Below are 25,500 nucleotides of genomic sequence, written 5' to 3'. Positions count from 1 at the left end.
TGACATGGCTAACAAGATCAAGGGCGTCCTGGGCAAGAAGCTCGGCATGACCCAGGTCTTCGACGCGGACAACCGGATGGTCCCGGTGACCGTCGTCGAGGCTGGCCCGTGCGTCGTGACCCGCGTCCGCACCGCCGAGAAGGACGGCTACACCGCCGTCCAGCTGGGCTTCGGCCAGGTCGACCCGCGGAAGGTCAACAAGCCGCTCGGCGACTACCTGCGCAAGCACGACATCACCCCGCGCCGTTACTTCGCGGAGATCCGCACCGACGACGCGAGCGACTACACCCTGGGCCAGGAGCTCCTCGCCGACACCTTCGAGGCCGGCCAGTTCGTCGACGTGACGGGCAAGAGCAAGGGCAAGGGTTTCGCGGGTGTCATGAAGCGCCACGGCTTCAAGGGTCTCGGCGCCTCGCACGGTACGCAGCGCAAGCACCGCTCGCCCGGTTCCATCGGTGGCTGCGCCACCCCCGGCCGCGTCTTCAAGGGCGTGCGCATGGCGGGCCGGATGGGCAACGTCCGCACGACCGTCCAGAGCCTCAAGGTTCACGCCGTGGACGCCGAGAAGGGCCTCATCCTGATCAAGGGTGCGATCCCCGGCGCCAACGGCAGCCTGGTCCTGGTCCGCACCGCCGCCAAGAAGGGGGCTGCCAAGTGAGCACCATTGACGTCCTCGACGTACGCGGTGAGAAGGCCGGCACCGTCGACCTGCCGGAGGACATCTTCGGTACGAAGGTCAACATCCCGCTGATCCACCAGGTCGTCGTGGCCCAGCTCGCCGCTCGCCGGCAGGGCACCCACAAGGCGAAGACCCGCGGTGAGGTCCGAGGCGGCGGCAAGAAGCCGTACCGCCAGAAGGGCACCGGCCGCGCCCGCCAGGGTTCGACCCGCGCCCCGCAGTTCACCGGCGGTGGCACCGTCCACGGCCCGGTTCCGCGGGACTACTCCCAGAAGACTCCCAAGAAGATGAAGGCCGCCGCCCTGCGCGGGGCCCTGTCCGACCGGGCGACCGGCGGCCGCGTTCACGTGGTCAGCGGTCTGGTCGAGGGGGAGACCCCGAAGACCAAGGCGGCTCTCGAGTCGCTTCGCAGGCTCACCAAGGCCCGCAGCGTCCTGGTCGTCGTCGACGAGGGTGACGAGCTCAGCTGGCTGAGCCTGCGCAACGCTCCCGAGGTCCACCTTCTGGACGCCGGGCAGCTCAACACCTATGACGTGCTCTGCTACGACGACGTCGTCTTCACTCAGGACGCGTACGACCAGATCGTGGCGCGTCTGAGCAAGAGCGGGAAGGAAGACGCCTGATGGAGAAGATCGCCGACCCGCGCGACATCATCATCAAGCCGGTTGTCTCCGAGAAGAGCTACGGCCTGATCGACGAGCACAACAAGTACACGTTCCTGGTGCGGAAGACGGCCAACAAGACGCAGGTCAAGATCGCCGTTGAGAAGATCTTCGGTGTCAAGGTCGCCAGCGTCAACACCATCAACCGCCAGGGCAAGCGGAAGCGGACCAGGTTCGGCTACGGCCAGCGCCCGGCCACCAAGCGAGCCATCGTCAGCCTGGTCGAGGGCGACCGGATTGACATCTTCGGCCAGATCGGCTGACGCGCTCGCTCAGTAAGTACAGGGAGAAAGCCCCTCGCCGCCTGGTGAGGGGCATTCGACCGGATTAACCGACGAAGGATGAACGAAAAAGATGGGCATCCGTAAACTCAAGCCGACGACCCCGGGTCGCCGCGGCGCCAGCGTCTCGGACTTTGCCGAGATCACGCGCAGCACGCCCGAGAAGTCGCTGCTTGCACCCCTGCACAGCAAGGGTGGCCGTAACGTCCACGGCCGAGTCACCACCCGTCACCAGGGTGGTGGCCACAAGCGCGCCTACCGGATCATCGATTTCCGGCGTCACGACAAGGACGGGATCCCGGCCAAGGTCGCTCACATCGAGTACGACCCGAACCGCACGTCCCGCATCGCGCTGCTGCACTACGCCGACGGGGAGAAGCGCTACATCCTCTGCCCCACCGGCCTCAAGCAGGGCGACAACATCGAGAACGGCCCCACGGCCGACATCAAGCCGGGCAACTGCCTCCCGCTGCGCAACATCCCGACCGGTACCTTCATCCACGCGGTGGAGCTCCGTCCGGGCGGTGGCGCCAAGCTGGGCCGGTCCGCCGGCGCGCAGATCCAGCTCCTCGCCAAGGAGGGCCAGTACGCCACGCTGCGTATGCCCTCCGGCGAGATGCGCCAGGTCGACGTCCGCTGCCGGGCCTCGATCGGCCAGGTCGGCAACGCCGAGCAGGCCAACATCAACTGGGGCAAGGCCGGCCGTATGCGGTGGAAGGGCAAGCGCCCCACCGTTCGCGGTGTCGCGATGAACCCGGTCGACCACCCGCACGGTGGTGGTGAGGGTAAGACCTCCGGCGGTCGTCACCCCGTCAACCCCAAGGGCAAGCCCGAGGGACGTACCCGTGCGGCGAACAAGGCCAGCGACCGGCTGATCATCCGCCGTCGTACCAAGCGGAAGAAGCGGTAGGAGCAGCCAAAATGCCACGTAGCCTTAAGAAGGGTCCCTTCGTGGACGACCACCTTCAGAAGAAGGTGGATGTCCAGAACGAGAAGGGCACCAAAAACGTCATCAAGACGTGGTCGCGGCGCTCCATGATCGTGCCCGACATGCTTGGTCACACGATCGCCGTTCACGACGGCCGTAAGCACGTCCCGGTGTTCGTCACCGAGTCGATGATCGGCCACAAGCTCGGTGAGTTCGCTCCCACGCGAACCTTCCGCAGCCACGTCAAGGAAGACCGCCGCAGCCGGCGATAAGCGCCTCAGGACGAGGACGTCGAGCCTCACCAGGCGAAACGGACTCGACCAAAACGAAGGGTAAGAGGAGTAAGCGATGGAAGCCAGGGCTCAGGCGCGGTTCGCGCGCCACACGCCCATGAAGGCCCGCCGTGTGGTGGACCTCATTCGCGGGCTGCCCGCTTCGGAGGCGCAGGCCGTGCTGCAGTTCGCTCCCCAGTCGGCGAGCGAGACCGTGTACAAGGTGCTCTCGAGCGCCATTGCCAACGCGGAGCACAACTTCAAGCTCGACCGTGACACGCTCTTCGTGAGCCGTGCCTGGGTCGACGAGGGCCCGACGCTGAAGCGGTTTCGTCCCCGTGCTCAGGGTCGTGCCTATCGGATCAACAAGCGGACCAGCCACATCACCGTGATCGTGGAGTCCCGCGAGCCGAAGGGGAGGACCCGCTAGTGGGTCAGAAGGTTAACCCGCACGGGTTCCGCCTCGGCATCACGACCGACTTCAAGAGCCGGTGGTATGCCGACAAGCTCTACAAGTCGTACGTTGCCGAGGATGTGGCGATCCGCCGCATGCTCAAGAAGGGCATGGAGCGGGCCGGCATCTCCAAGGTGGAGATCGAGCGGACCACCGACCGGGTACAGGTCGACATTCACACCGCCCGTCCGGGCATCGTCATCGGCCGCCGCGGCGCCGAGGCGGACCGGATCCGCGGTGACCTCGAGAAGCTGACCAAGAAGCAGGTCCAGCTGAACATCCTCGAGGTCAAGAACCCTGAGATCGACGCTCAGCTCGTCGCCCAGGGTGTGGCCGAGCAGCTGTCCAGCCGTGTCTCGTTCCGCCGTGCCATGCGCAAGGCGATGCAGTCGGCGATGAAGAGCGGCGCCAAGGGCATCCGGGTGCAGTGCTCCGGTCGTCTCGGCGGCGCCGAGATGTCCCGTTCGGAGTTCTACCGCGAGGGCCGCGTGCCCCTGCACACCCTCCGCGCGGACATCGACTACGGCCTGTACGAGGCCCGCACCACCTTCGGCCGTATCGGCGTGAAGGTGTGGATCTACAAGGGTGAGGCTCCGACCAGCCGCGCCGAGCGCGAGGCGGCCGCCGCCGGTGCTCGTGCCGGCCAGCGTCGTGACCGCGACGACCGTCGTGGCCCCGGTGCCGGTGGCGGCGACCGTCCCCGTCGTGGCGGCGGCGCCGGTGGCGCCCGTCGTGGCGCCGGTGCCGGCCGTGGCGACCGCGCCTCCGCCCCCAGGAACGAGGCGGCCTCGCAGGCTGCCCCCGAGACCGGCCCGGCTGCGCAGCCGGGTGCTGAAGGGAGCTGACCATGCTGATCCCGCGCAGGGTCAAGCACCGCAAGCAGCACCGGCCCGACCGTCACGGAGCCGCCAAGGGTGGCACCAGGGTCGTGTTCGGCGAGTTCGGCATCCAGGCGATTGAGCACTCCTACGTGACCAACCGCCAGATCGAGTCGGCTCGTATCGCGATGACCCGTCACATCAAGCGTGGTGGAAAGGTCTGGATCAACATCTATCCGGACCGCCCCCTCACGAAGAAGCCCGCCGAGACCCGCATGGGTTCCGGTAAGGGTTCGCCGGAGTGGTGGATCGCCAACGTCAAGCCCGGCCGCATCATGTTCGAGCTGTCGGGTGTCGCCGAGCCGGTGGCTCGCGAAGCCCTGCGTCGTGCGATGCACAAGCTGCCGATGAAGTGCCGGTTCGTCAAGCGTGAAGTGGGTGAGGCGTGATGGCTAAGGGCCTGACCGCCGGTGAGCTGCGGGTGGAAGACCAGGACACCCTGGTCACGAAGCTGAAGGAAGCCAAGGAGGAGCTGTTCAACCTCCGCTTCCAGGCAGCGACCGGCCAGTTGGAGAGCCACGGGCGGTTGCGTGCCGTCCGCCGCGAGATCGCCCGTATCTACACCGTGATGCGCGAGCGGGAGCTCGGAATCGTCACGGTAGAGAAGGAGTCGATCGATGGCTGAGGCCACGGAAACCACGACCGAGACGCGGAACTACCGCAAGACCCGTGAGGGTCTGGTCGTCAGTGACAAGATGGACAAGACTGTCGTGGTCGCTGTCGAGGACCGCGTCAAGCACCCCCTGTACGGCAAGGTCATCCGCAGGACGACCAAGTACAAGGCGCACGACGAGGCCAACACCTGCGGTGTCGGCGACCGTGTCCTCCTGATGGAGACCCGGCCGCTGTCCGCCAGCAAGCGCTGGCGGGTCATCGAGATCCTCGAGAAGGCCAAGTAGGCAACGCGCCTCGTGGGGGGTGACACCGTCACCCCCCACGACGGCGTCCAAGGGGGCGAAGCGATCTTCGCCCCGCCTGCGGTGGCGGCCCTGAGAAGGGCTGTCGCCGGGGGAAAAAGACCCATCAGGTTCCGCAAGGCTCACCCACGGGTGAGAACCAGCGAGACAAACAGGAGTTCAAGTGATCCAGCAGGAGTCGCGGCTCAAGGTCGCCGACAACACCGGTGCGAAGGAAGTCCTTTGCATCCGTGTGCTCGGTGGCTCGGGCCGGCGCTACGCGGGAATCGGTGACATCATCGTCGCCACGGTCAAGGACGCCATCCCCGGCGGCACCGTGAAGAAGGGCGATGTGGTCAAGGCCGTCATCGTCCGTACTGTCAAGGAGCGCCGCCGTCCCGACGGTTCCTACATCCGCTTCGACGAGAACGCCGCCGTCATCATCAAGGACAGCGGCGACCCCCGGGGCACCCGCATCTTCGGTCCCGTCGGACGTGAGCTGCGTGACAAGAAGTTCATGCGGATCATCTCGCTCGCGCCGGAGGTGTTGTAATGCCGAAGCTTCATGTGAAGAAGGGTGACCTCGTCCTGGTCATCGCCGGCAAGGACAAGGGTGCCAAGGGTCGTGTGATCGCCGCCCACCCGCGCGACGAGCGCGTGGTGGTCGAGGGCGTCAACATGGTCAAGAAGCACGCCAAGGAGACCAACCAGGGTCCGCGCGGCGCCAAGACCGGTGGCGTGCAGACCATGGAGGCTCCCATCCACGTGAGCAACGTCAAGAAGCTCAAGGATGAGAAGCCTGCCAAGGACGACAAGCCCGCCAAGAAGGAGTCGGCCAAGGCCGCTTCCGAGGAGACGGGTGAGGACAACTGATGACCGCGAACACCACCGAGACCGGACAGCGGGCCCTCCCGCGCCTCAAGCAGCGCTACCGCGAAGAGATCGTCGCGAAGCTGAACGAGCAGTTCGAGTTCGAGAACATCATGCTGGTGCCCACCATCACCAAGATCAAGGTGAACATGGGCGTCGGCGAGGCCGCGCGTGACTCGAAGCTCATCGAAGGCGCCGTCCGCGACCTCACCGTGATCACCGGCCAGAAGCCGGCGGTCGTCCGCGCCCGCAAGTCCATCGCCCAGTTCAAGCTGCGCGAGGGCATGCCGATCGGCGCGCACGTCACGCTTCGCGGTGACCGCATGTGGGAGTTCCTCGACCGGCTGCTCTCGCTGGCGCTGCCCCGCATCCGTGACTTCCGCGGTCTGTCGCCCAAGCAGTTCGACGGCAACGGGAACTACACCTTCGGTCTCACCGAGCAGGTCATGTTCCACGAGATCGACCAGGACAAGGTCGACCGCCAGCGTGGTATGGACATCACGGTCGTGACCACCGCTAAGACCGACGACCAGGGCCGGGCGCTGCTGAAGCAGCTCGGATTCCCGTTCAAGGAGGCCTGATCATGGCGAAGACGTCGCTCAAGGTCAAGGCTGCTCGTAAGGCCAAGTTCGAGGTCCGGGCGTACACTCGGTGCTCGCGCTGTGGTCGTCCCCGCGCCGTCTACAGGAAGTTCGGCCTGTGCCGCATCTGCTTCCGCGAGATGGCGCACCGGGGCGAGCTGCCCGGCATCACCAAGTCGAGCTGGTAGCCCCTCGCGCGGCCCTGTGAGCGATCACGGGCCCGCGCGCGGCACCGGCCGCACATAGAAGTCGTATTCACCGGGCGCCGCCTACAGGCGCCCATGACCGCACCGTAGGTCCCTTGTGGAAACCGCGGTGAGGAAGGCCACCGGCCATGACGATGACGGACCCGATCGCAGACATGCTGACGCGTCTGCGAAACGCGAACTCGGCGTACCACGACAGCGTGGCGATGCCGTACTCGAAGATCAAGGCGCACATCGCCGAGATCCTCCAGCAGGAGGGTTACATCCAGTCCTGGAGCGTCGAAGACGCCAAGGTCGGAAAGAACCTCGTGGTGGAGCTGAAGTTCGGGCCGACCCGTGAGCGGTCCCTCGCGGGCCTGCGCCGGGTTTCCAAGCCCGGCCTGCGGGTTTATGCAAAGAAGGACAACCTGCCCCGAGTCCTGGGCGGACTGGGCGTCGCGATCATCTCGACGTCCGGCGGTCTCATGACGGACAAGCAGGCCGGCAAGCGTGGAGTGGGCGGGGAAGTCCTCGCCTTCGTTTGGTAAGAGGGGAGAACGAACAGCATGTCAAGAATCGGACGGCTGCCCATCCCCGTACCGAACGGAGTGGACGTCGCCATCGACGGCCGGGACGTCACGGTCAAGGGTCCCAAGGGCACGCTTTCACACACGGTCGCGGAGCCCATCGCGATCGCCAAGGGTGACGACGGCAACCTGAACGTCACCCGCCCCAACGACGAGAACAAGGTCCGTGCGCTGCACGGCCTGTCCCGCACCCTGGTCGCCAACATGGTGACCGGTGTCACCCAGGGTTACTCGAAGACCTTGGAGATCGTGGGCGTCGGTTACCGCGTGCAGGCCAAGAGCCCGACTCAGCTCGAGTTCGCTCTCGGCTTCAGCCACCCGGTGATCGTCGACGCCCCCGAGGGTGTCACCTTCCGCGTCGAGAGGCCGACGCTGTTCCACGTGGACGGCATCGACAAGCAGAAGGTCGGCGAGATCGCCGCGAACATCCGCAAGCTGCGCAAGCCCGACCCGTACAAGGGCAAGGGCGTGCGCTACCAGGGTGAAGTTATCCGCCGCAAGGTCGGAAAGGCTGGTAAGTAGGCATGGCTGGCAAGACTGCGTTCGGCAAGCACACGGCCGCCCGCGCCGTCTCGCGGGCCCGCCGCCACGGCCGAGTCCGCAAGAAGGTGGCCGGTACGGCCACGCGTCCGCGCCTGGTCGTCAACCGCTCCACGAAGCACCTCTTCGTGCAGATCGTCGACGACACCCAGGGTCACACGCTGGTGAGCGCGTCCACCATGGACGCCTCCCTGCGCTCGGCGGAGGGCGCCAAGACCGACAAGGCCAAGCAGGTCGGCGAGCTTCTCGCTCAGCGGGCCAAGGCAGCCGGGATCACCGCGGTCGTGTTCGACCGGGGTGGCAACCGCTACGCGGGCCGCATCGCGGCGCTGGCAGACAGCGCACGCGAAGGCGGACTGGAGTTCTGATGACTCCGTCCCAGGATCGCAATCCAGGATCGCACCCGATGGCCCGTCTTACGAATGAGAAGAGGAACCACTAATGGCTGGAGCTCCGCGTCGCGGTGGCGCCGCCGGTGGCGAGCGGCGTGACGGTCGTCGTGACGATCGCCGCGGTGGAAACGCTGACAAGGGCGTCTCGTACATCGAGCGCGTTGTGAAGATCAACCGAGTGGCCAAGGTCGTGAAGGGTGGTCGTCGCTTCAGCTTCACCGCCCTCGTCATCGTCGGTGACGGCAACGGCATGGTCGGCGTCGGCTACGGCAAGGCCAAGGAAGTGCCCGCGGCGATCGCCAAGGGTGTCGAAGAGGCCAAGAAGCACTTCTTCAAGGTGCCCCGCATCCAGGGCACCATCCCGCACATCGTGCAGGGCGAAGAGGCCGCGGGCGTCGTCTTCCTGCGTCCGGCCTCGCCCGGTACCGGCGTCATCGCCGGTGGCCCGGTGCGCGCCGTGCTGGAGTGCGCCGGTATCCACGACGTGCTGTCCAAGTCGCTCGGCTCGGACAACCCGATCAACATCGTGCACGCCACGGTGGCGGCCCTGAAGGGCCTCAGCCGCCCCGAGGAGATCGCGGCCCGCCGTGGTCTCCCGATCGAGGACGTCGCCCCCAAGCGGATGCTCAAGGCTCGCGCCGAGGGTCTCGCGGAGGCCGCGGCCGCGAAGGCGGTGAGCTAGTCCATGGCACGCCTGAAGATTACCCAGGTCCGTTCCAAGATCGGTGGCAAGCAGAACCAGCGTGACTCGCTGCGCTCGCTCGGTCTGAAGCGAATCGGCGACGTCGTTGTCAAGGAGGACCGCCCGGAGATCCGCGGCATGGTCACCGTGGTGACGCACCTCGTCACCGTGGAAGAGGTCGACTAGACATGGCAGAGAACACTCCGCTCCGCATCCACCACCTGCGTCCGGCCCCCGGCGCCAACAAGTCGAAGGTCCGCAAGGGCCGCGGCGAGGCGTCCAAGGGCAAGACCGCGGGTCGTGGTACCAAGGGCACGAGGGCCAGGAACAAGGTCCCGCTCGGCTTCGAGGGTGGCCAGGTTCCGCTGCAGCGGCGCCTGCCCAAGTTCAAGGGCTTCTCCAACGCCCTGTTCAAGACGACCTACCAGGTCGTCAACCTTGACCGGCTCGGCGAGCTGTTCCCCGACGGCGGCGACGTCACCGTCGACGCGCTCGTCGCCAAGGGCGCGGTTCGCAAGAACCAGCTCGTCAAGGTTCTGGGAACCGGTGACATCTCCGTGGCGTTGAACGTGGAGGCGCACGCCTTCTCGGCCAAGGCCAAGGACAAGATCGCCGCTGCCGGGGGCTCCGTCTCCGAGCTGTAGGCGTTATCATCACGCGGCGCGGGGGCTCGTAATGGGCTCCCGCGCCCGTAGTGCGTTAGAGTTCGCTGGACAGTGGGCCTCGACTCATTTCCTTGGGCTCATTGACTGGATATGGCAAAGATGGAACACCCCCGCACCATCGCTGACCGACCTCGCCTTTCAGGCGCGCAGGAGGGACCGTGCTGACCGCATTTACCCGAGCGTTCCGTACGCCGGACCTGCGTAAGAAGTTGCTCTTCACTTTGGGCATCATCGCGCTGTTCCGACTTGGGTCGGTCCTGCCGACTCCGGGTGTGCATACCGAGAACATCAGCCGTTGTCTCACCCAGGCGCAGGCGGGGGACGCGGGCAACATCTACGGAATGGTGCAGCTGTTCAGCGGCGGCGCCCTTCTGAAACTTTCAGTTTTCGCCCTCGGCATCATGCCGTACATCACCGCGAGCATCATTCTTCAGCTGCTCGTCGTGGTCATCCCGCGCCTGGAAGCCCTCAAGAAGGAGGGGCAGGCCGGACAGACCAAGATCACGCAGTACACCCGTTACCTGACGGTCGGCCTGGCCGTGCTGCAGTCGACCGCCTTCGTGGCCCTGGCCCGCAGCGGCCAGCTGTTCCCGCAGTGTCGTGAGGAGATCCTCCTCGACAAGGACAACGTCTTCGCCATCGTCACGATGGTGCTGACCATGACGGCCGGCACCGCCGTCGTCATGTGGCTGGGCGAGCTGGTCACCGACCGCGGCATCGGCAACGGCATGTCCATCCTGATCTTCACGCAGGTCATCGCGGTCTTCCCGTCCGAGCTGCTGAACATCGCCCGCCAGAAGGGCGGCTTCGTCTTCGCCGTGGTCATCGTCGTCGGTATCGCGATGATCGCCCTGGTCGTGATGGTGGAGCAGGCGCAGCGCCGGATCCCGGTGCAGTACGCCAAGCGCATGGTCGGCCGCAGGATGTACGGCGGGACGTCGACCTACATCCCGCTGAAGGTCAACCAGGCCGGCATCATCCCGGTCATCTTCGCCTCCTCGCTGCTCTACCTTCCGCAGCTGATCACGACGCTCTTCTCGAACACCCAGGAGGAGCCGCACTGGATCATCCAGTGGATCTCGCAGGAGTTCGGCGGCGGCGGGACCACCCCGACGTACATGATCACCTTCTTCCTGCTCATCGTCTTCTTCACGTACTTCTACGTGTCGATTACCTTCAACCCCGTTGAAGTCGCCGACAACATGAAGAAGTACGGTGGGTTCATCCCGGGCATCCGCCCGGGTCGCCCGACGGCTGAGTACTTGAACTACGTGCTCACGCGACTCACCGCTCCCGGCGCGCTGTATCTGGGCCTGATCTCCATGGTGCCGATCGTCGCGCTGGCGCTCGTCGGCGCGAGTCAGAACTTCCCGTTCGGAGGGACGAGCATTCTGATCATGGTTGGTGTCGGCCTCGACACCGTGAAGCAGATCGAGAGCCAGCTGCAGCAGCGCAACTATGAAGGCTTCCTGAAGTAGTGCGCCTCGTCCTGGTCGGGCCCCCCGGAGCGGGTAAGGGGACACAGGCCCAGTTCGTCGCATCGAACCTGTCGATCCCGAAGATTTCGACAGGTGACATCTTCCGCGCCAACGTCTCGGGCGGCACGGAGCTCGGCAAGATTGCCAAGGAATACATGGACCGCGGCGACCTCGTGCCCGACGAGGTCACCATCGCGATGGTCCGCGACCGCCTCGCCGAGAAGGACGCGCAGGACGGTTTCCTGCTCGACGGCTTCCCCAGGAACGTGCCCCAGGCCGAGATCCTGAAGAAGATCCTCGCCGAGTTCGAGGTCGGTCTGGACATCGTCCTGGAGCTCGTGGTCGATGACGAGGAGGTCGTCCGCAGGCTCGCGGGGCGCCGGACCTGCAGCCAGTGCGGTCGCATCTGGCATGTCGACTTCGATGACAAGAAGGACGACGTCTGCGACGCCTGCAACGGCCGGCTGTACCAGCGGGACGACGACAAGGAGGCGACCGTCAGGCACCGCCTGGAGGTCTACCAGGAGCAGACCGCTCCCCTGGTCTCCTTCTACGCCGACGAGGGGATCCTGGTCGGCGTGGACGCCACCGGTCCGGTGGAAGAGGTCACCCAGCGCGCGATGGAGGCTCTGAACCCCTTCATCGGCTAGCGAAGCGATAGCACCGAGCACGCCACCCATGGGTTTCTCATGGGTGGCGTGCTGTCATTTAGGGCAGAATCGGGGGAATTGGGCTCCCGGACCGCCCGTTGAACCACCCCAGGGGGTGTGCACGTGTTCAAGAAGAACAGGCATGGAATCCAGATCAAGACGCCCGAGCAGGTGGAGAAGATGCGGGCGGCGGGCCTCGTGGTCGGCCGTACCCTGCAGCTCCTGCGGGAGAGCGTCCAGCCGGGCATGACGCCCCTGGACCTGGACGCGATCGCGGAGAAGGCCATCAGGGACGAGGGGGCGATCCCCTCCTTCAAGGGCTACCAGGGCTTCCCCGCGACGATCTGCGCCTCGGTCAACCACGAGGTCGTCCACGGCATCCCGGGTGACCGCCGCCCGCTGAAGGAGGGCGACATCATCTCGATCGACTGCGGCGCCATCCTGGACGGCTGGCACGGTGACTCGGCCATCACGGTCCCGATCGGCGAGGTGGATCCCAAGCTGACCGAGCTGATGCGGGTCACGGAGGAGGCCATGTGGCGGGGCATCGCCGCGCTCACCGTGGGCCGCCATCTGTCCGACATCGGGCACGAGGTGGAGAAGTACGTCCGCTCCCAGGGGCGCTACGGCATCCCGCAGGAGTACGGCGGCCACGGCATCGGCACCGAGATGCACATGGACCCGTGGGTGGCCAATCACGGCAAGCCCGGCCGGGGCCCGAAGTTCGAGCCGGGCATGTGCTTCGCCGTCGAGCCGATGGTCAACCTCGGGACGGACCGGACCAAGGTGCTGGCCGACGACTGGACCGTGGTCACGATCGACGGAAAGGTCTCCGCACACTTCGAACACAGCGTCGCCGTGACACATAATGGACCTTGGGTATTGACCGCCCTTGACGGGGGGAAAGAGCGGCTTGCCGACCTGTTGGGAGACGCGGGCTGATTCGGGCCCGCCGGCGAGCGGATGTGGTTGACATGGCGGCTGGTCCGGAGATGCGAGCCTCCGACGGAGATCGCGACAAGGTCGCCTCGGTCCTGAGGGAGCACTACGCCCAGGGCCGCCTGACCACGGAGGAGTTCGACGAGCGCCTCGAACAGCTCTACACCAGCAAGACGTACGGCGAGCTCGCCGTCCTCACCTCCGACCTTCCCGACGTCGACCTGCGCCGGCTCCCCGAGGCCCCTTCCCGGGCCCCTGAGCGCGTCAAGGCGAGCAGCGTGAAGGGTGCGCAGGACAAGGGTCTGGCGGCCGCCTGGTCCGTCTGGGCGATGGCCAGCGGCATCAACTGGATGATCTGGCTCATCGTCGGGGCGACCGGCGACGACTTCCCGTACCCGTGGCCCCTGTGGGTCATGGGCCCGTGGGGCGTGGTGTTGCTGGTGACGACGGTCGCCACGGTCCTGGGGCGAGGCCGGAACCCGTAATAGTGCACGCTGGGCGTTGAGTGTGCATTCCTCCGCAGAAGGAGGGATTGAATCTTCCTAACGTGAGCGGTGTCCGGACAGCCGGACCTCGGTTCACAGGAGGAAGATTCGATGAGCAAGATCCGTACAGCCCTGGTCGGAGCGGCGCTGGCAGGTTCGCTGGCCGCGGGTGTCCTCGCCGCCCCGTCGGCGATGGCCTCGGCCTCGCAGGCACCGGCCGGGTCCGCCGTCGCGGTCCAGGAGGCGCAGACGTCGAGCAAGCACTTCTTCGGCCCCTACTACTCGGGCTTCGGCGGTGGCGAGAGCTTCGGCAAGCGCTCCTACTTCAAGGGCTACTGGACCAGCAGCGGCGGCCGCTACTGGTTCTACGGCAACCTGTTCGACCGCGACCGTGACCGCCAGCGCAGCTACGTGTGGTTCAAGTGGCACGACAAGTTCGGCTCGCACAGCAAGGTGTTCAGCACCTTCGGCAACTCCGGCTTCAACAAGTTCGGCGGGTTCAAGAAGAGCAACGGCTTCGACGACTTCAAGATCCGGGTCTGCGAGGGCGGCAACAAGTTCGACGACTGCGGCCGCTGGGGTGACGCCTTCTGATCTCTCCCCACGCCTTCCGGGGGACGGTCCGAGTGGTCAGGGTCATCCGGCGGGGGCGGGGGCCCTTCGGCGGGACGTTGGCCGAGAGGTGTTGATCAAGGGGGTGTTGGTCGAGAAGCGTCGGCCGAGAGAAGTCGATCGGGAAACGTTGATCGATAAGGTTGGTCGAGCAAGCCCCCCGGCGCCGGGTCGCCGGGGGGTTTTCCGGTGCCAGGGGGTTTTCCGGTGCCGAGGGGGCGACGGGACGACGGGGACGCTCACGCGGGCTCCCGGTCCCGGGGGTCTCGCCGGGCGGTCCTGACGGAGGCGATCACCCGGCACCCGGATGGCACCCCGCCGAGCGGATCGGCGGCGGACCGGGGCGGATGGGCGGCGCGTCGGGGGTGGGCCGGGGGCGGATCGGAGGCGGGCCGGGAACGGATGGGCGGCGCGCCGGGGGCGAGCCGGGAACGGATCGGGGCGGATCGGAGGCGCGCCGGGAGTGGGCCGGAAGCGGATCGGCGGCGCGTCGGGGGAGGGGAGTGGGAGCCGGGATGCTGGCCTGACCTGGCCGGACATGCCACAATGGGCAAACGAGTATTCGCGCGTCGAGCCGTGCCGTCCGTCCCGCTCGGGATCTGCGGTATCCTTTGTAGCGGTTGTGTCAAGGTACCGGCCGTGTGTTTCGCATTTCCTCGCCCGGTGCCGTACACTCCTTCTTCGGTTCACTATGACCATTGCGCATCGGCGGTTTCGCAACCGCCGCTCTCATCGAAGCGCTGGGTCGCGGCTGCTTAGTGTTCCGAAGCCTCAGACGACCGATCAGTGAAACGCGAGGGACATGGCCAAGAAAGACGGCGCCATCGAGATCGAGGGCACTGTGGTTGAGTCGCTCCCGAACGCGATGTTCCGGGTGCAACTCGACAACGGCCATAAGGTCCTGGCCCACATCAGCGGGCGGATGCGGATGCACTACATCCGGATCCTTCCTGACGACAGGGTTGTCGTCGAACTGAGCCCCTACGACCTCAGTCGTGGGCGGATCGTCTACCGATACAAGTAAGCGCGTCTGAGGGACGAATAGGACTATGAAGGTCAAGCCGAGCGTCAAGAAGATCTGTGACAAGTGCAAGGTGATTCGCCGGCACGGTCGCGTCATGGTGATCTGCGACAACCTGCGCCACAAGCAGCGTCAGGGCTAGTCGCTCCAACAAGGCCCCGTGAGAGTCCGCTCCTAAGAGGCGGACTCGATCCATGTGGGGCTTTCACGTAATCGTGTCTCACACCTGCGCCGGCGGCTCGCGCCGTACCCCGCAGGAGACCCCCGGTCGGAGGCCGGGGCCCTCACCCCGGGCATGGGGAGGGGAAGTGAGGCGCAGGACCTCCGCCATAACGAAGGAGAATGCCCGACCATGGCTCGCCTGGTTGGTGTAGACCTCCCCCGCGACAAGCGGCTGGAGATCGCTCTCACCTACATTTTCGGAATCGGCCGCACTCGTGCGCTCGAAACCCTTCAGGCCACCGGCGTCAACGGCGACCTGCGGGTTCACCAGCTGACCGACGAAGAGCTGGTGCCGCTGCGCGACTACATCGAGGCGAACTACAAGATCGAGGGTGACCTCCGTCGCGAAGTTCAGGCCGACATCCGTCGCAAGATCGAGATTCAGTGCTACCAGGGCATTCGGCACCGCCGTGGCCTTCCCGTGCACGGTCAGCGCACGCAGACCAACGCACGCACCCGTAAGGGCAAGAAGAAGACCGTGGCCGGCAAGAAGAAGCCCGGTAAGAAGTAGTCCGCGTAGCCGCAGGACCGAAGACCTCAGGAGTGAAGGCAAAGAATGCCTCCTAAGAGCCGCCAGGGTGCACCCAAGAAGGTGCGCCGCAAGGAAAAGAAGAACGTCGCTCACGGGCACGCCCACATCAAGAGCACGTTCAACAACACGATCGTCTCGATCACCGACCCGAGTGGGAACGTGATCTCCTGGGCCAGCGCCGGCCACGTCGGGTTCAAGGGCTCCCGTAAGTCCACCCCGTTCGCGGCGCAGATGGCCGCGGAGAACGCCGCCCGCCGCGCCATGGAGCACGGCATGCGCAAGGTCGATGTCTTCGTCAAGGGCCCCGGCTCCGGCCGTGAGACCGCGATCCGGTCGCTGCAGGCGACCGGCCTCGAGGTCGGGTCCATCCAGGACGTCACCCCCGTGCCGCACAACGGCTGCCGTCCGCCCAAGCGCCGTCGCGTCTGACGCCCAGGAGAAGATAGAAAATGGCTCGTTACACGGGTGCGGACTGCAAGCTCTGCCGCAGGGAGAAGACCAAGCTCTTCCTCAAGGGCAAGAAGTGCGAGTCCGCGAAGTGCCCCATCGAGATCCGTCCTTACCCGCCGGGTGAGCACGGCCGCGGCCGTCCCAAGGAGTCTGAGTACCAGCTCCAGCTTCGTGAGAAGCAGAAGACCCGCCGCATCTACGGCGTCCTCGAGAAGCAGTTCCACAACTACTACGAGGAAGCCAACCGCAAGACCGGCAAGACCGGCGAGAACCTCCTCCAGATCCTGGAGAGCCGTCTCGACAACGTGGTCTACCGCGCCGGTTTCGCGGAGTCGCGCGACGCCGCCCGCCAGCAGGTCCGTCACGGCCACATCCTGGTGAACGGCAAGAAGGTCGACATCCCGTCGTACCGCGTGCGCGAGCACGACATCGTCGAGGTCCGCGAGAAGTCGCGCAACCTCCTGCCCTACGAGGTGGCCCGCGCCACCGCCGGTGACAAGACGTACCCGGCGTGGCTGGGCGTCGTCCCGGACGCGCTGCGCGTCCTGGTCCACCAGCTCCCGGTCCGTCAGCAGATTGACACCCAGGTCCAGGAGCAGCTGATCGTCGAGCTCTACTCCAAGTAGCGGCTCTTCAGGTGCCGTGCGGCGATTCGCCGTACGGCACCTATGCTGTTGTTCGAGCGGCGTCAAATAGCGGGCGCCGCCATGCAAGGGAGATCTCACCATGCTGATCGCTCAGCGTCCCTCCCTCCTTGAGGAGTCCCTCGAGGAGACCCGGTCCAAGTTCATCATCGAGCCGCTGGAGCCGGGTTTCGGCTACACCATCGGCAACTCGCTGCGCCGCACGCTGCTGTCGTCCATCCCGGGCGCGGCCGTGACCAGCATCCGCATCGAGGGTGTGCTGCACGAGTTCACCACCGTGCCGGGCGTCAAGGAGGATGTCACCGACATCATCCTGAACCTCAAGGACCTGGTCGTCTCCTCCGAGCACGACGAGCCCGTGGTGATGTACCTGCGCAAGCAGGGCCCCGGTGACGTCACCGCCGCCGACATCGCGCCCCCGGCCGGTGTCGAGGTGCACAACCCCGAGCTGCGCATCGCCACCCTGAACGGCAAGGCGAAGCTGGAGATGGAGCTGACCGTCGAGCGCGGTCGCGGCTACGTCTCCGCCGCGCAGAACAAGCAGCCGGGCCAGGAGATCGGCCGCATCCCGATCGACTCCATCTACTCCCCGGTGCTCAAGGTCACCTACAAGGTCGAGGCGACCCGAGTCGAGCAGCGCACCGACTTCGACCGTCTGATCCTGGACGTCGAGACCAAGCCGTGCATGAAGCCCCGCGACGCGGTGGCCTCCGCCGGTAAGACCCTCGTCGAGCTGTTCGGCCTCGCCCGCGAGCTGAACGTCGAGGCCGAGGGCATCGACATCGGCCCGTCGCCGACGGACGCGGCCCTCGCCGCCGACCTGGCGCTGCCGATCGAGGAGCTGAACCTCACGGTCCGCTCCTACAACTGCCTCAAGCGCGAGGGCATCCACACCGTGGGTGAGCTCGTGGCCCGCAGCGAGCAGGACCTCCTCGACATAAGGAACTTCGGTGCCAAGTCCATCGAAGAGGTCAAGCAGAAGCTGCACGAGATGACGCTCGCGCTCAAGGACTCCCCGCCCGGGTTCGACCCGAGCGCGGTGGCCGGCGGCGGCTACGACGACGACGACAGCGCCTACGTCGAGACCGAGCAGTACTGAGTTCCGGGACGTCCCACGGCGTCACGCCTCACGGCGTCTCGCGGGCGTCCCGCGACACCGGGTGACCCTCGTCACCTCCGGTGTCACCGAGTTTCACGATGACGGGGGCCCTCCGGCCCCCGGCCCGACCCCGGTACCTCGTACGGCCGGGGCGGGTTTACTCCCAAGGAGAACGTTATGCCTAGGCCCACCAAGGGTGCCCGTCTCGGCGGCAGCCCGGCCCACGAGCGGCTGATCCTGGCGAACCTCGCCACCCAGCTGTTCCAGCACGGCCGGATCAAGACCACCGAGGCCAAGGCGAAGCGTCTGCGTCCGGTGGCGGAGAAGCTGATCACCAAGGCGAAGAAGGGCGACATGCACAACCGTCGCCAGGTGCTGACGATCGTCAGGGACAAGAGCGTCGTCCACCACCTCTTCACCGAGATCGCCCCGACCTTCGCCGAGCGTCCCGGCGGCTACACCCGGATCACCAAGATCGGCCTCCGCAAGGGCGACGCCGCCCCCATGGCCGTGATCGAGCTGGTGTCCGAGCCGCTGAACACGGTCAAGGTCGGCCGGACCCCGGCCGCCGCCCAGGCCACCGCGCCCAAGGCGGAGGAGACCAAGGAGGCCGAGGTCGAGGAGACCAAGGCCGACGCCGGCGAGGCCAAGGCCGAGACCACCGAGGAGACGAAGGCCTCCGAGGAGACGACCGAGGCTCCCGCCGAGGAGACCGAGGCCAAGAAGGACAACGCCTGATCTCTCAGGCCCCGTGAACGGGCCCGGCACCTCCTCAGCGGGGGGCGCCGGGCCCTTTCCGTTCTCCAGGCGGTCTCCCGGAAGGTCTCCGGACGCCCTCCCGGGAATGCCAGGGAGGCCCGGGGGCGACGTGAGCCCGTGAGAGTTCCAGAAAGGAACCATCGTGGTACGGCTGAGGCTGGATCTCGCCTATGACGGCACCGACTTCTCCGGCTGGGCCAAGCAGCCCGGGCGGCGTACGGTCCAGGGGGAGATCGAGGAGGCGCTCGGCAGGATCCTGCGGCTCGCCGAGCCCCCGGCGCTGACCGTGGCCGGGCGGACCGACGCGGGCGTGCACGCCCGCGGTCAGGTGGCCCACGTCGACCTGGACCCCGGCGCGCTCGGCGCGCTGGACGGCCGCGGCCGCCGGGGGGCGGCCGCGGGCGAGGGCCCGGAGCCGGGATCCGCGGCGGAGCTCGCCGAGAGGCTCTCTGCCATGCGCAGGAGGCTCGCCGGGGTCCTGCCGCCCGATGTGCGTGTGCGTCTCGTCACGGTGGCTCCTGAGGGCTTCGACGCGCGGTTCTCGGCGCTGTCGAGGCGGTACGCCTACCGGATCTCCGACGCCCCGGGCGGGGTCGACCCGCTCCGGCGCCGCGAGGTCGTCTGGTACAACAGGCCCCTCGACGTGGACAGGCTGAACGCGGCCGCCGCCGCGCTCCTCGGCGAGCACGACTTCGCCGCGTTCTGCAAGAAACGCGAGGGCGCGACCACGATCCGCGAGCTCCAGCGGCTCGACTGGGTCCGCGAGGACGGGCTCGTCGTCGCGACGGTGACGGCCGACGCGTTCTGCCACTCCATGGTCCGGGCGCTGGTCGGATCGCTGCTGCCCGTCGGCGAGGGGCGGCTCCCGGTCGACTGGCCGGGCGGGGTGCTGGCGAGGGCCGTACGGGACTCGGGGGTGCACGTCGCGCCCGCGCACGGGCTCTGCCTGGAGGAGGTGCGCTATCCCGGCGCCGAGGAGCTCGCCCGGCGGGCCGCGGAGACCCGCCGGGTGCGGACGCTCAGCTCGTGACGCGGCGCTCCACGACCTTCGCGGTCTGGTCGCGGAAGGCGCCGCTGACCTTGCCCAGGCCCTTCTCCTTGGCGGTCGGGGTGTGCCCGTCGCTGAAGGTGGCGTAGCTGAACACGATGTAGCGGCCCCACACCATCCCGGCCGCGTAGCCGCCCGCGATGTGCACCCGCTCGCCGCCCGTGCCGGCGGCCGAGGGCAGGCCGCGGAACCAGAGGTTGCTGCCGAGGTTCTTGGCCTTGTCGGCCGCGACCGCGGACTCGCGGGTGGGCAGCACGGCGATCCCCGTGGTCACGGCGTACCGCCGCTTGCTGTCCACGTACGTCGCCCGCAGCACCCGGCGGCACTCCTGGGTGCGCAGGGTGCCGGCGAACTTGCCGGACGCGGCCTTGTGGCACTGCTCGGTGACGTCGGTCTTGACCCTGGTGAACGTCGTCCCGGCCACGGACACCTTCTTGCCGAAGGCGGCGGCCACGGTCATCGTGCCCGGGTCGGTCTTCTCGGAGTTGAGCATCGTGGTGTTGATCGGCTCCGGCTCGCCGGTGATGTCCAGGTCGTCGGTGGGGTCGAGGGTTCCGGAGCTGGGAATCGGGTCCGTCGCGTTCGCCGACTGCTTGGCGCTGAACGACTGGTAGGCGAAGAAGGCGCCGGTGCCGATGCCGACCACCACGACCGCGACCACGGCCGCGATCAGCGTCGTGCTCGCCCTGCTGCGGGCCGGCGCGGGGGGAGGGGGCGGGGGCTCGGGGGTGAACGCCGAGAGCGGGGTGAACGCCCCGCGCGTCGTCGCCGGGCCGGTCCCGAGGACCGCCGTCGGCTCGCCCGCCGGCGCGGAGGTCGCCGGCGGGGACGGGAGGACCGGGAACGGCGGGGCGACGCCGGTGACGACGGGGATGCCGCCCGGCGGGGTCGCCTGGTCCGAGGAGGGGAAGAGCTGCTCCGAGGAGGGGAAGGGCTGCGCCGCCTCCGGGCGGAAATCGGCGGCCTGGGACGGTGTCCGGTCGCGGGCGGCCTGGTCGAGGGGAGGCGCGGGCAACGGCGAGGCCGGGTCCGGTCCCGGCCGTGTGGCGGACTGGGTGACGGGCTGCGCCACGGGCGCGGACGTGGGGGACGTAGGGGGCACAACCGCCGGAGCGGGACCGGAAAGGACGGGAGGGGCCTCGTCCGGCGGGCCGGCCGGTGAGGGCGCGGAAGTCTGCTGAGGGGAGCCCTGCGGGATCGCGGGAGTCTGCTGAGGGGAGCCCTGCGGGATCGAGGGAGTCTGCTGAGAGGGGACCTGCGGGGCGGGCGGGTCCTGCCGGGGTGCGAGGCCGGGGCCGTCCTCCAGAAGGTCCCCCCGCTCGGGGTGCCCCGGCGCGGCGGGCCCGGTGGCGCGGACGTCGACCGTGGTGTCGCCGCTCTCACCCGGCTCCCGATGGGGGGCGGCGTCCGGCGGCCACACGGCGACGTCGCCGGGCTCTCCCGGGCGGGCGGCGCTCTCCTCGGGGTCGGTCCACACCGGCTCGCCGGTCGCGGCGGGCCAGGGGGCCTCCTGCCCGGACGAGGGCCAGACCTGCATGCCCGCGGCCGCGGCCGTGAAGGCGGGCGGCGGCTGCCAGGGCGGTGCGCCCGGCACGATGGGCGCGGTGGACAGCGGCTGGTCGCTCCGCGGCGCGGAACCCCCGTGCTCGTGGTGCCCGCCCTCGCCGACCCCGCCGGGCCGCGAAGGGGCGGCCGGTTCCGTCGGCCAGGCGGGTGAGGACTCGTCCCGGAGCGGGGGCGGCCAGGCCGGGGAGGTCGCGTCCGGGGCGGGGGTGCCGGGCCAGGACGGGCCCGAGGGGTCGCCCTGGGCCGGTGAGGCCGGCCAGGCGGGGGAGGTCGCGTCCGGGGCCGGGGCGCCGGAGGACGGACCCGAGGCGTCGGCGGAGCCGGGGGTGCCGGGCCAGGGCACGGACGGCCGGTCGGCGGGAGAGGGCCAGGCGGGTGAGGTGGCCTCGTCCTGGAGCGGGGGCGGCCAGGCGGGGGAGGTCGCGTCCGGGGCCGGGGCGCCGGGCCAGGACGGGCCCGAGGGGTCGCCCTGGGCGGGCGGGGCCGGCCAGGCGGGAGGGGAGGGCTCCGGGGGCGTGGGGGAGTTGATCCACGCCGGAGGGGCCGGCGAGGCCGGATCGGGCCGGGAGAACTCCGACCAGGTGGGGCCCGAGGGAGCGGGCGGGAACCCGGGCCGGGGACCTGAGATCTCGGAGGGAAGGTCTGGCCGAGCTGAGAGCTCGGAGGGGAGACCCGGCCGAGCGCTCCCCGAGGGGCCGGGCGGGAACCCGGGCCCGGCGGGATCGGAGGACTCGGGGGAGGACCCGGGCCGCGGGGGGCCGGAGGGTTCCGGAGAAGGGAGCGGCTCCGGCTGTGGCGCGGCGTGCGAGGGGCCGGGCCAGGGGGCGGGCGGGTCGGCCTCCGGCTGGGCGTACCAGTCGTAGGGGGCCCCGTCGCCGGGGACCGTCCATGGCTGAGCCGCCCCGGGGGTCACCTCCGGCCATGCCGAAGGGCTGTGGGGCTGCTCGTCACCTGTGAGATCGGTCCGCAGCACGTGGGGCGAGGGCTGGCCGAAACTCGGCGGCGGCGTCGCCGGTGCTGCCGAACCCTCGGCTTCACGTTGGTGCTCGGACCCGGATTCCTGGCCACGCATACGACGCAGCCTAGCGACAGCCGGAGATCGTCATGCGGGTATGGCCGTATCGTCTGCCGGATTCATGCCGCAAAACGCCGGTATGACCCCATGGTCAAGGGCGTTTTCCGGTCAGTGATCGCGCCTCCAGGGCGGGGGTGACGGTCGCGTCCGCCGCGCCGAAGGCCGCCTGGTTCAGCTTCTTGACCTCGGTCTTCTTCGGCAGGTGGCCGTCCTTGTACTGGAACCAGACCATCACCGCGTAGTGCCCGTGGCGCCACTCGCCCACGAACGCCTCACCGGTGCCGAGAAGTTTGGTGACCTTATCCTTACCTGGCAGCGGTTTGAGGTATTCCTCCCGCTCCTTGCCCGAGCCGACCGAGACGACCTTGGACGCCCCCGCCGACGTCTTGAGGTTGGCGACTCCCACGGTGCCGATGATCTTCCCTGAGGCGTCGCGGAAGCTGGCCCGCAGAAGCTGGTTGCACTTGGCCGCGGTGAGGGCCTTCTGGAGCTTCTCCCCGACCACCGCCTTGTCGCACTTCTTGTCGGTCCTGCGCGTGGTCATCAGGTAGGTCTGCCCGCCGATCTTCACCTTCTTGCGCTTGAACACCTCGTTCAGGGTCAGAAGGTGCGGGTCGCCGGCGCGGGAGGTGGCGAAGCCGAACTTGCCCTCCGCGGTGTCGGCGGGCGGTATGAGGGGGGCCTCGGCGGTGGGGCTCGTCGCGCCGGGCACCGGGTCGGGGTCGGAGTTGGCCAGCACGGCCAGGCCGACGCCCGCGGCGACCAGCGCGGCGAACGCCCCGGCCGCGATGAAGATCGGGCGGCGTGAGCGGGGACCCTCGTCGTACGGGCTCCACATCTCCCGGCGGGGCCGTTCCCCGGACGGTTCCGTGGGGCGTTCCCGCGGCCCGGTGGGCCGGGAGGCCTGCTGGGGGGGTTCGGCGGCGCGGTTGTTCTGCGAGGCGTCGAACCAGTGCTGGCCCTGTGCGGGCGGCGACGCGTCAGGCCGGTTGTAAGGCTGGCGGCGCGGCGGCTCCACGGGAAAACCCATGCGCCGAGCGTAGCCCGGTATCGGAGCCGGTCGGCTCAGGAGTATCCGAAGTCCTGGGTCCACCAGGGCCCGTCGGGACCCTGGACGGCCCCGACTCCGGTGGCCGTGAGCTCGCAGTTGAGGATGTTGCGCCGGTGGCCGCTGGTGCCCATCCAGCTGCGCACCGCCTCGTCGGGAGAGGTGTAGCCGCGCCCGATGTTCTCCGCGCCGCCGTCGCGGTAGCCGGTGGCCTCCATCCGCTCCCAGGGGGACGTGCCGTCGGCGGAGTTGTGGGAGAGGCTTCCCGCGGCCGCCATTCCGGCCGAGTGCTTCCTGGCCGAGGCGGTCAGCCGCCTGTCGATCCTGAGTGGCGCGCACCCGGCCCGCCTGCGCTCGACGTTGACGAGCCGGACGACCTCGCGCTCCATCGCGCCGAGGACGGAGGGGGCGCCGTCGCCGCCGTCGCCGTTGAGCAGGTAGCGGGAGGGGCCGTCCTTCCCGGAGCCGCCGGTCGGCGCGTCGGCGCTCGGGGTGGGGCGCGGGCGCCGGTCCTGGGGGGCGGCGGAGGCGCGGGCGACCCGGGCGAGCGGGGCGCGCTCGACCTGTCCGGCCAGGGCGCCGCTGGGCGCGGGCCTCGTCGGACCGGTGTCGTTGAGGTAGATCTGGTCCGCGACGTTCCCGTCGCGGCTGCCCCGGCCGATGATGAAGCCGACCAGCAGAACCGCCAGCAGGCACGCGAACACCCCCATGCGACGCAGGCGCGCTCGCTGGGTATGCCCGGGGTGAGGAAGCTGCCACATACCGCTATCAAAGATAGGGATGTTTGCGGTGAGGAAGAAGGGAATGCTGAGAACATATTGGAACCGTTCCGTGAAGGTTCCGGAGCGGCGGTCCCGAGATCACCGTCCGGCGGCCCTTTGCCGGAGATGTGGGCGCCCTTTCCCGGAGATGCCGGTGTCCTTGCCCGGAGATGCGGGGAGAGGCCGCGCCGCCGGGTTCCCGCCCTGGTGACGGCGTCTTGCGCGGCCGCCGGATCCCGTCGTCCCGCGTGGCGGTTCCCGGGCACCGCCCCCGGGCGGGTAGACTGCAGGGGGTACCGGCGGAGAGTCATGTCATTTTGCAAGCACTCTCCCGTGCCGGTATCCTGCTAGTTCGTTGTGTGCGAATTGGTCTCCTCTTGCAGACCGATACGCGGCGCGTCCGGCGTCATCTCCTCTTTTCCTGGAGACGGAAGGTCCGGGCTGTCGTGTGCCCGCACCTACCGACCATGTTGCTGTCCTCTCCGACAGCGCCGAAGACGCGACCAAAGAAGGCATACGACCGTGCGCACGTACACACCCAAGCCTGCCGAAGTCGAGCGTCAGTGGCACATCATCGACGCCACCGACATCGTGCTTGGCCGGCTGGCCAGCCACGTCGCGATCCTGCTTCGCGGTAAGCACAAGCCGACCTTCGCCAACCACGTCGACACCGGTGACTTCGTCATCGTCATCAACGCCGACAAGGTCGCGCTGACCGGTAACAAGCTTGAGCAGAAGAAGGCCTACCGCCACTCGGGCTACCCGGGCGGTCTGCGCTCCATGACCTACGGCGAGCTCATGGACAAGCGTCCCGACCGCGCCGTCGAGAAGGCCGTGAAGGGCATGCTGCCCAAGAACGCCCTCGGCCGGAAGATGATCAAGAAGCTCAAGGTCTACGCCGGTTCCGAGCACCCGCACCAGGCGCAGCAGCCGGTGTCTTTCGAGCTCACCCAGATCGCCCAGTAGTCAATAGCTGCTTGTCGCCAGCAGCGTTGGCCGATGGCCGACGCCGAGTAGGAAAGTTAGAGGAGAACCGTGGCTGAGTCCACCGGTGTCGAGACGCCCGTCGAGGCCGAGCAGGAAGCGTACTCCGCGGAGGAGTTCCCCTCCGAGTACACCTCCGAGTCCACCGCCAGCGGCGACGTCGCCGTCCGCAAGCCCATCACCACCGGCAACTCGTACGGCACGGGCCGCCGCAAGGAGTCCGTCGCCCGCGTCCGCATCGTGCCGGGCACCGGCAAGTGGACGATCAACGGTCGTACGCTTGAGAACTACTTCCCGAACAAGGTCCACCAGCAGATCGTCAACGAGCCCTTCGTGGTGCTCGGTGCCGAGGAGCAGTTCGACGTCATCGCCCGCATCAACGGCGGCGGCGTGACCGGCCAGGCCGGTGCCCTGCGCATGGGTCTCTCCCGCGCGCTGACCGCGCTGGACGTCGAGGTCAACCGCCCGCCGCTGAAGAAGGCCGGCTTCCTGACCCGTGACGCCCGCGCCACCGAGCGCAAGAAGTACGGCCTCAAGAAGGCCCGCAAGGCTCCGCAGTACAGCAAGCGTTAAGC

At 68.2% G+C, this 25,500-nt stretch carries 38 protein-coding genes; 35 read left to right on the top strand and 3 right to left on the bottom strand.

Annotated elements, in window-relative coordinates; all coding sequences use genetic code 11:
• Positions 1–4 precede the first annotated feature (4 nt).
• From rplC to truA, 33 genes are all read left to right on the top strand, one after another.
• Entirely contained in the window at positions 5–658 is a 654-nt protein-coding gene (gene rplC, locus AB0G15_RS16515; RefSeq protein ID WP_329089937.1) for a 50S ribosomal protein L3, read from the top strand.
• Positions 655–1,302, top strand: a complete 648-nt coding sequence (gene rplD / locus AB0G15_RS16510) for a 50S ribosomal protein L4 (RefSeq protein WP_344746698.1) — start codon at positions 655–657, stop codon at positions 1,300–1,302. The genes rplC and rplD overlap by 4 nt, the downstream gene beginning before the upstream one ends.
• Positions 1,302–1,604: a 50S ribosomal protein L23 gene (rplW, locus tag AB0G15_RS16505; protein ID WP_030912923.1), complete on the top strand. Its 303-nt coding sequence runs from the start codon at positions 1,302–1,304 to the stop codon at positions 1,602–1,604. The genes rplD and rplW overlap by 1 nt, the downstream gene beginning before the upstream one ends.
• Positions 1,605–1,695: 91 nt before the next feature.
• Positions 1,696–2,532 carry a 50S ribosomal protein L2 gene (rplB, locus tag AB0G15_RS16500; RefSeq protein ID WP_329089941.1) on the top strand — a complete coding sequence of 279 codons (837 nt, stop codon included), beginning with the start codon at positions 1,696–1,698 and terminating at the stop codon, positions 2,530–2,532.
• A gap of 11 nt (positions 2,533–2,543) precedes the next feature.
• Entirely contained in the window at positions 2,544–2,822 is a 279-nt protein-coding gene (gene rpsS / locus AB0G15_RS16495) for a 30S ribosomal protein S19 (protein WP_012887835.1), read from the top strand.
• Positions 2,823–2,898: 76 nt separating this feature from the next.
• Positions 2,899–3,252 carry a 50S ribosomal protein L22 gene (gene rplV, locus AB0G15_RS16490; protein ID WP_030912916.1) on the top strand — a complete coding sequence of 118 codons (354 nt, stop codon included), beginning with the start codon at positions 2,899–2,901 and terminating at the stop codon, positions 3,250–3,252.
• The gene (rpsC, locus tag AB0G15_RS16485) at positions 3,252–4,121 is read left to right on the top strand and encodes a 30S ribosomal protein S3 (protein WP_344746699.1); all 870 of its coding nucleotides are present in this window, start codon (positions 3,252–3,254) and stop codon (positions 4,119–4,121) included. Before rplV ends, rpsC begins: the two co-directional genes overlap by 1 nt.
• 2 nt (positions 4,122–4,123) lie before the next feature.
• Positions 4,124–4,543 (top strand): 50S ribosomal protein L16, encoded by a 420-nt coding sequence (rplP, locus tag AB0G15_RS16480; RefSeq protein WP_030912912.1) that lies wholly within the window; start codon positions 4,124–4,126, stop codon positions 4,541–4,543.
• Complete coding sequence (gene rpmC, locus AB0G15_RS16475) at positions 4,543–4,779, top strand: 50S ribosomal protein L29 (protein ID WP_030912909.1); 237 nt, start codon at positions 4,543–4,545, stop codon at positions 4,777–4,779. Before rplP ends, rpmC begins: the two co-directional genes overlap by 1 nt.
• A complete protein-coding gene (gene rpsQ, locus AB0G15_RS16470) occupies positions 4,772–5,053 on the top strand; it encodes a 30S ribosomal protein S17 (RefSeq protein WP_326635528.1) in 282 nt (93 codons plus the stop codon). The genes rpmC and rpsQ overlap by 8 nt, the downstream gene beginning before the upstream one ends.
• Before the next feature lie 181 nt (positions 5,054–5,234).
• Positions 5,235–5,603: a 50S ribosomal protein L14 gene (rplN, locus tag AB0G15_RS16465; RefSeq protein ID WP_012887841.1), complete on the top strand. Its 369-nt coding sequence runs from the start codon at positions 5,235–5,237 to the stop codon at positions 5,601–5,603.
• On the top strand, positions 5,603–5,923 hold the full coding sequence (gene rplX, locus AB0G15_RS16460; RefSeq protein WP_362839965.1) for a 50S ribosomal protein L24: 321 nt from the start codon (positions 5,603–5,605) through the stop codon (positions 5,921–5,923). Before rplN ends, rplX begins: the two co-directional genes overlap by 1 nt.
• Positions 5,923–6,501 (top strand): 50S ribosomal protein L5, encoded by a 579-nt coding sequence (rplE, locus tag AB0G15_RS16455; protein WP_362839963.1) that lies wholly within the window; start codon positions 5,923–5,925, stop codon positions 6,499–6,501. The genes rplX and rplE overlap by 1 nt, the downstream gene beginning before the upstream one ends.
• A 2-nt stretch (positions 6,502–6,503) precedes the next feature.
• The gene (locus tag AB0G15_RS16450) at positions 6,504–6,689 is read left to right on the top strand and encodes a type Z 30S ribosomal protein S14 (RefSeq protein WP_012887844.1); all 186 of its coding nucleotides are present in this window, start codon (positions 6,504–6,506) and stop codon (positions 6,687–6,689) included.
• Positions 6,690–6,835: 146 nt separating this feature from the next.
• Entirely contained in the window at positions 6,836–7,234 is a 399-nt protein-coding gene (rpsH, locus tag AB0G15_RS16445) for a 30S ribosomal protein S8 (RefSeq protein ID WP_329089949.1), read from the top strand.
• A gap of 18 nt (positions 7,235–7,252) precedes the next feature.
• Positions 7,253–7,795: a 50S ribosomal protein L6 gene (gene rplF, locus AB0G15_RS16440; RefSeq protein WP_344746701.1), complete on the top strand. Its 543-nt coding sequence runs from the start codon at positions 7,253–7,255 to the stop codon at positions 7,793–7,795.
• 2 nt (positions 7,796–7,797) lie between these two features.
• Positions 7,798–8,181, top strand: coding sequence for a 50S ribosomal protein L18 (gene rplR, locus AB0G15_RS16435; RefSeq protein WP_344913778.1), 384 nt, complete (start codon positions 7,798–7,800; stop codon positions 8,179–8,181).
• Between the two features lie 73 nt (positions 8,182–8,254).
• Complete coding sequence (rpsE, locus tag AB0G15_RS16430; RefSeq protein ID WP_329089955.1) at positions 8,255–8,887, top strand: 30S ribosomal protein S5; 633 nt, start codon at positions 8,255–8,257, stop codon at positions 8,885–8,887.
• Positions 8,888–8,890: 3 nt separating this feature from the next.
• Positions 8,891–9,073: a 50S ribosomal protein L30 gene (gene rpmD / locus AB0G15_RS16425; protein ID WP_012887849.1), complete on the top strand. Its 183-nt coding sequence runs from the start codon at positions 8,891–8,893 to the stop codon at positions 9,071–9,073.
• Between the two features lie 2 nt (positions 9,074–9,075).
• Positions 9,076–9,531 carry a 50S ribosomal protein L15 gene (gene rplO, locus AB0G15_RS16420; RefSeq protein ID WP_362839960.1) on the top strand — a complete coding sequence of 152 codons (456 nt, stop codon included), beginning with the start codon at positions 9,076–9,078 and terminating at the stop codon, positions 9,529–9,531.
• A gap of 179 nt (positions 9,532–9,710) precedes the next feature.
• Positions 9,711–11,030, top strand: a complete 1,320-nt coding sequence (gene secY, locus AB0G15_RS16415; protein ID WP_362839957.1) for a preprotein translocase subunit SecY — start codon at positions 9,711–9,713, stop codon at positions 11,028–11,030.
• Complete coding sequence (locus AB0G15_RS16410) at positions 11,030–11,680, top strand: adenylate kinase (RefSeq protein WP_362678410.1); 651 nt, start codon at positions 11,030–11,032, stop codon at positions 11,678–11,680. Before secY ends, AB0G15_RS16410 begins: the two co-directional genes overlap by 1 nt.
• 123 nt (positions 11,681–11,803) lie before the next feature.
• Complete coding sequence (map, locus tag AB0G15_RS16405) at positions 11,804–12,622, top strand: type I methionyl aminopeptidase (protein WP_362839955.1); 819 nt, start codon at positions 11,804–11,806, stop codon at positions 12,620–12,622.
• A gap of 32 nt (positions 12,623–12,654) precedes the next feature.
• Positions 12,655–13,104, top strand: coding sequence for a DUF1707 domain-containing protein (locus tag AB0G15_RS16400; RefSeq protein WP_362839952.1), 450 nt, complete (start codon positions 12,655–12,657; stop codon positions 13,102–13,104).
• Positions 13,105–13,215: 111 nt separating this feature from the next.
• A complete protein-coding gene (locus tag AB0G15_RS16395) occupies positions 13,216–13,698 on the top strand; it encodes a hypothetical protein (protein ID WP_362678416.1) in 483 nt (160 codons plus the stop codon).
• A gap of 820 nt (positions 13,699–14,518) precedes the next feature.
• Positions 14,519–14,740 carry a translation initiation factor IF-1 gene (gene infA / locus AB0G15_RS16390; RefSeq protein WP_012887858.1) on the top strand — a complete coding sequence of 74 codons (222 nt, stop codon included), beginning with the start codon at positions 14,519–14,521 and terminating at the stop codon, positions 14,738–14,740.
• A 25-nt stretch (positions 14,741–14,765) separates the two neighbouring features.
• Entirely contained in the window at positions 14,766–14,879 is a 114-nt protein-coding gene (rpmJ, locus tag AB0G15_RS16385) for a 50S ribosomal protein L36 (protein ID WP_003956441.1), read from the top strand.
• A gap of 210 nt (positions 14,880–15,089) precedes the next feature.
• A complete protein-coding gene (gene rpsM, locus AB0G15_RS16380; protein WP_362678418.1) occupies positions 15,090–15,470 on the top strand; it encodes a 30S ribosomal protein S13 in 381 nt (126 codons plus the stop codon).
• Positions 15,471–15,515: 45 nt separating this feature from the next.
• Positions 15,516–15,920: a 30S ribosomal protein S11 gene (gene rpsK, locus AB0G15_RS16375; protein WP_012887860.1), complete on the top strand. Its 405-nt coding sequence runs from the start codon at positions 15,516–15,518 to the stop codon at positions 15,918–15,920.
• A 20-nt stretch (positions 15,921–15,940) separates the two neighbouring features.
• Positions 15,941–16,567, top strand: a complete 627-nt coding sequence (rpsD, locus tag AB0G15_RS16370) for a 30S ribosomal protein S4 (protein WP_030912875.1) — start codon at positions 15,941–15,943, stop codon at positions 16,565–16,567.
• 100 nt (positions 16,568–16,667) lie between these two features.
• A complete protein-coding gene (locus tag AB0G15_RS16365) occupies positions 16,668–17,684 on the top strand; it encodes a DNA-directed RNA polymerase subunit alpha (protein WP_089210160.1) in 1,017 nt (338 codons plus the stop codon).
• A 177-nt stretch (positions 17,685–17,861) separates the two neighbouring features.
• Complete coding sequence (gene rplQ, locus AB0G15_RS16360) at positions 17,862–18,422, top strand: 50S ribosomal protein L17 (protein WP_362839949.1); 561 nt, start codon at positions 17,862–17,864, stop codon at positions 18,420–18,422.
• Positions 18,423–18,585: 163 nt separating this feature from the next.
• Positions 18,586–19,473, top strand: a complete 888-nt coding sequence (truA, locus tag AB0G15_RS16355; RefSeq protein WP_362839946.1) for a tRNA pseudouridine(38-40) synthase TruA — start codon at positions 18,586–18,588, stop codon at positions 19,471–19,473.
• Here the strand turns inward: truA and AB0G15_RS16350 are convergent.
• From AB0G15_RS16350 to AB0G15_RS16340, 3 genes are all read right to left on the bottom strand, one after another.
• The gene (locus AB0G15_RS16350) at positions 19,463–22,129 is read right to left on the bottom strand and encodes a hypothetical protein (protein WP_362839943.1); all 2,667 of its coding nucleotides are present in this window, start codon (positions 22,127–22,129) and stop codon (positions 19,463–19,465) included. The genes truA and AB0G15_RS16350 overlap by 11 nt on opposite strands.
• Before the next feature lie 94 nt (positions 22,130–22,223).
• On the bottom strand, positions 22,224–23,162 hold the full coding sequence (locus tag AB0G15_RS16345) for a hypothetical protein (protein WP_362839940.1): 939 nt from the start codon (positions 23,160–23,162) through the stop codon (positions 22,224–22,226).
• Between the two features lie 35 nt (positions 23,163–23,197).
• Positions 23,198–23,941 carry a CAP domain-containing protein gene (locus AB0G15_RS16340; RefSeq protein WP_362839937.1) on the bottom strand — a complete coding sequence of 248 codons (744 nt, stop codon included), beginning with the start codon at positions 23,939–23,941 and terminating at the stop codon, positions 23,198–23,200.
• Positions 23,942–24,463: 522 nt separating this feature from the next.
• Here AB0G15_RS16340 and rplM point away from each other — a divergent pair.
• The gene (gene rplM / locus AB0G15_RS16335) at positions 24,464–24,907 is read left to right on the top strand and encodes a 50S ribosomal protein L13 (protein WP_344746717.1); all 444 of its coding nucleotides are present in this window, start codon (positions 24,464–24,466) and stop codon (positions 24,905–24,907) included.
• 69 nt (positions 24,908–24,976) lie between these two features.
• Positions 24,977–25,498: a 30S ribosomal protein S9 gene (gene rpsI / locus AB0G15_RS16330; RefSeq protein WP_362839934.1), complete on the top strand. Its 522-nt coding sequence runs from the start codon at positions 24,977–24,979 to the stop codon at positions 25,496–25,498.
• Positions 25,499–25,500: the final 2 nt, after the last annotated feature.

This window comes from Streptosporangium sp. NPDC023825 (assembly GCF_040639575.1).
Lineage (GTDB): Bacteria > Actinomycetota > Actinomycetes > Streptosporangiales > Streptosporangiaceae > Streptosporangium.
The sequence above is the reverse complement of the archived record's forward strand: the minus strand, read 5'-3'. Positions and strand labels throughout refer to the sequence as shown.

Excerpts from the sequence above, each read along its gene's own strand:
- rpsE (WP_329089955.1), top strand. The coding sequence starts at position 8,255 with ATGGCTGGAGCTCCGCGTCGCGGTGGCGCCGCCGGTGGCGAGCGGCGT.
- rplB (WP_329089941.1), top strand. The coding sequence starts at position 1,696 with ATGGGCATCCGTAAACTCAAGCCGACGACCCCGGGTCGCCGCGGCGCC.
- rplO (WP_362839960.1), top strand. The coding sequence starts at position 9,076 with ATGGCAGAGAACACTCCGCTCCGCATCCACCACCTGCGTCCGGCCCCC.
- AB0G15_RS16450 (WP_012887844.1), top strand. The coding sequence starts at position 6,504 with ATGGCGAAGACGTCGCTCAAGGTCAAGGCTGCTCGTAAGGCCAAGTTC.
- rpmD (WP_012887849.1), top strand. The coding sequence starts at position 8,891 with ATGGCACGCCTGAAGATTACCCAGGTCCGTTCCAAGATCGGTGGCAAG.
- rpsM (WP_362678418.1), top strand. The coding sequence starts at position 15,090 with ATGGCTCGCCTGGTTGGTGTAGACCTCCCCCGCGACAAGCGGCTGGAG.
- rplW (WP_030912923.1), top strand. The coding sequence starts at position 1,302 with ATGGAGAAGATCGCCGACCCGCGCGACATCATCATCAAGCCGGTTGTC.
- rpsD (WP_030912875.1), top strand. The coding sequence starts at position 15,941 with ATGGCTCGTTACACGGGTGCGGACTGCAAGCTCTGCCGCAGGGAGAAG.
- AB0G15_RS16345 (WP_362839940.1), bottom strand. The coding sequence starts at position 23,162 with ATGGGTTTTCCCGTGGAGCCGCCGCGCCGCCAGCCTTACAACCGGCCT.
- rplC (WP_329089937.1), top strand. The coding sequence starts at position 5 with ATGGCTAACAAGATCAAGGGCGTCCTGGGCAAGAAGCTCGGCATGACC.
- rplE (WP_362839963.1), top strand. The coding sequence starts at position 5,923 with ATGACCGCGAACACCACCGAGACCGGACAGCGGGCCCTCCCGCGCCTC.
- rpsK (WP_012887860.1), top strand. The coding sequence starts at position 15,516 with ATGCCTCCTAAGAGCCGCCAGGGTGCACCCAAGAAGGTGCGCCGCAAG.
- rplX (WP_362839965.1), top strand. The coding sequence starts at position 5,603 with ATGCCGAAGCTTCATGTGAAGAAGGGTGACCTCGTCCTGGTCATCGCC.
- rplP (WP_030912912.1), top strand. The coding sequence starts at position 4,124 with ATGCTGATCCCGCGCAGGGTCAAGCACCGCAAGCAGCACCGGCCCGAC.
- rpmC (WP_030912909.1), top strand. The coding sequence starts at position 4,543 with ATGGCTAAGGGCCTGACCGCCGGTGAGCTGCGGGTGGAAGACCAGGAC.
- rplV (WP_030912916.1), top strand. The coding sequence starts at position 2,899 with ATGGAAGCCAGGGCTCAGGCGCGGTTCGCGCGCCACACGCCCATGAAG.
- rplQ (WP_362839949.1), top strand. The coding sequence starts at position 17,862 with ATGCCTAGGCCCACCAAGGGTGCCCGTCTCGGCGGCAGCCCGGCCCAC.
- AB0G15_RS16350 (WP_362839943.1), bottom strand. The coding sequence starts at position 22,129 with ATGCGTGGCCAGGAATCCGGGTCCGAGCACCAACGTGAAGCCGAGGGT.
- rplR (WP_344913778.1), top strand. The coding sequence starts at position 7,798 with ATGGCTGGCAAGACTGCGTTCGGCAAGCACACGGCCGCCCGCGCCGTC.
- infA (WP_012887858.1), top strand. The coding sequence starts at position 14,519 with ATGGCCAAGAAAGACGGCGCCATCGAGATCGAGGGCACTGTGGTTGAG.
- rpsS (WP_012887835.1), top strand. The coding sequence starts at position 2,544 with ATGCCACGTAGCCTTAAGAAGGGTCCCTTCGTGGACGACCACCTTCAG.
- rplF (WP_344746701.1), top strand. The coding sequence starts at position 7,253 with ATGTCAAGAATCGGACGGCTGCCCATCCCCGTACCGAACGGAGTGGAC.
- rpsH (WP_329089949.1), top strand. The coding sequence starts at position 6,836 with ATGACGATGACGGACCCGATCGCAGACATGCTGACGCGTCTGCGAAAC.
- AB0G15_RS16400 (WP_362839952.1), top strand. The coding sequence starts at position 12,655 with ATGGCGGCTGGTCCGGAGATGCGAGCCTCCGACGGAGATCGCGACAAG.
- AB0G15_RS16395 (WP_362678416.1), top strand. The coding sequence starts at position 13,216 with ATGAGCAAGATCCGTACAGCCCTGGTCGGAGCGGCGCTGGCAGGTTCG.
- rpmJ (WP_003956441.1), top strand. The coding sequence starts at position 14,766 with ATGAAGGTCAAGCCGAGCGTCAAGAAGATCTGTGACAAGTGCAAGGTG.
- AB0G15_RS16340 (WP_362839937.1), bottom strand. The coding sequence starts at position 23,941 with ATGTGGCAGCTTCCTCACCCCGGGCATACCCAGCGAGCGCGCCTGCGT.
- AB0G15_RS16365 (WP_089210160.1), top strand. The coding sequence starts at position 16,668 with ATGCTGATCGCTCAGCGTCCCTCCCTCCTTGAGGAGTCCCTCGAGGAG.
- rpsQ (WP_326635528.1), top strand. The coding sequence starts at position 4,772 with ATGGCTGAGGCCACGGAAACCACGACCGAGACGCGGAACTACCGCAAG.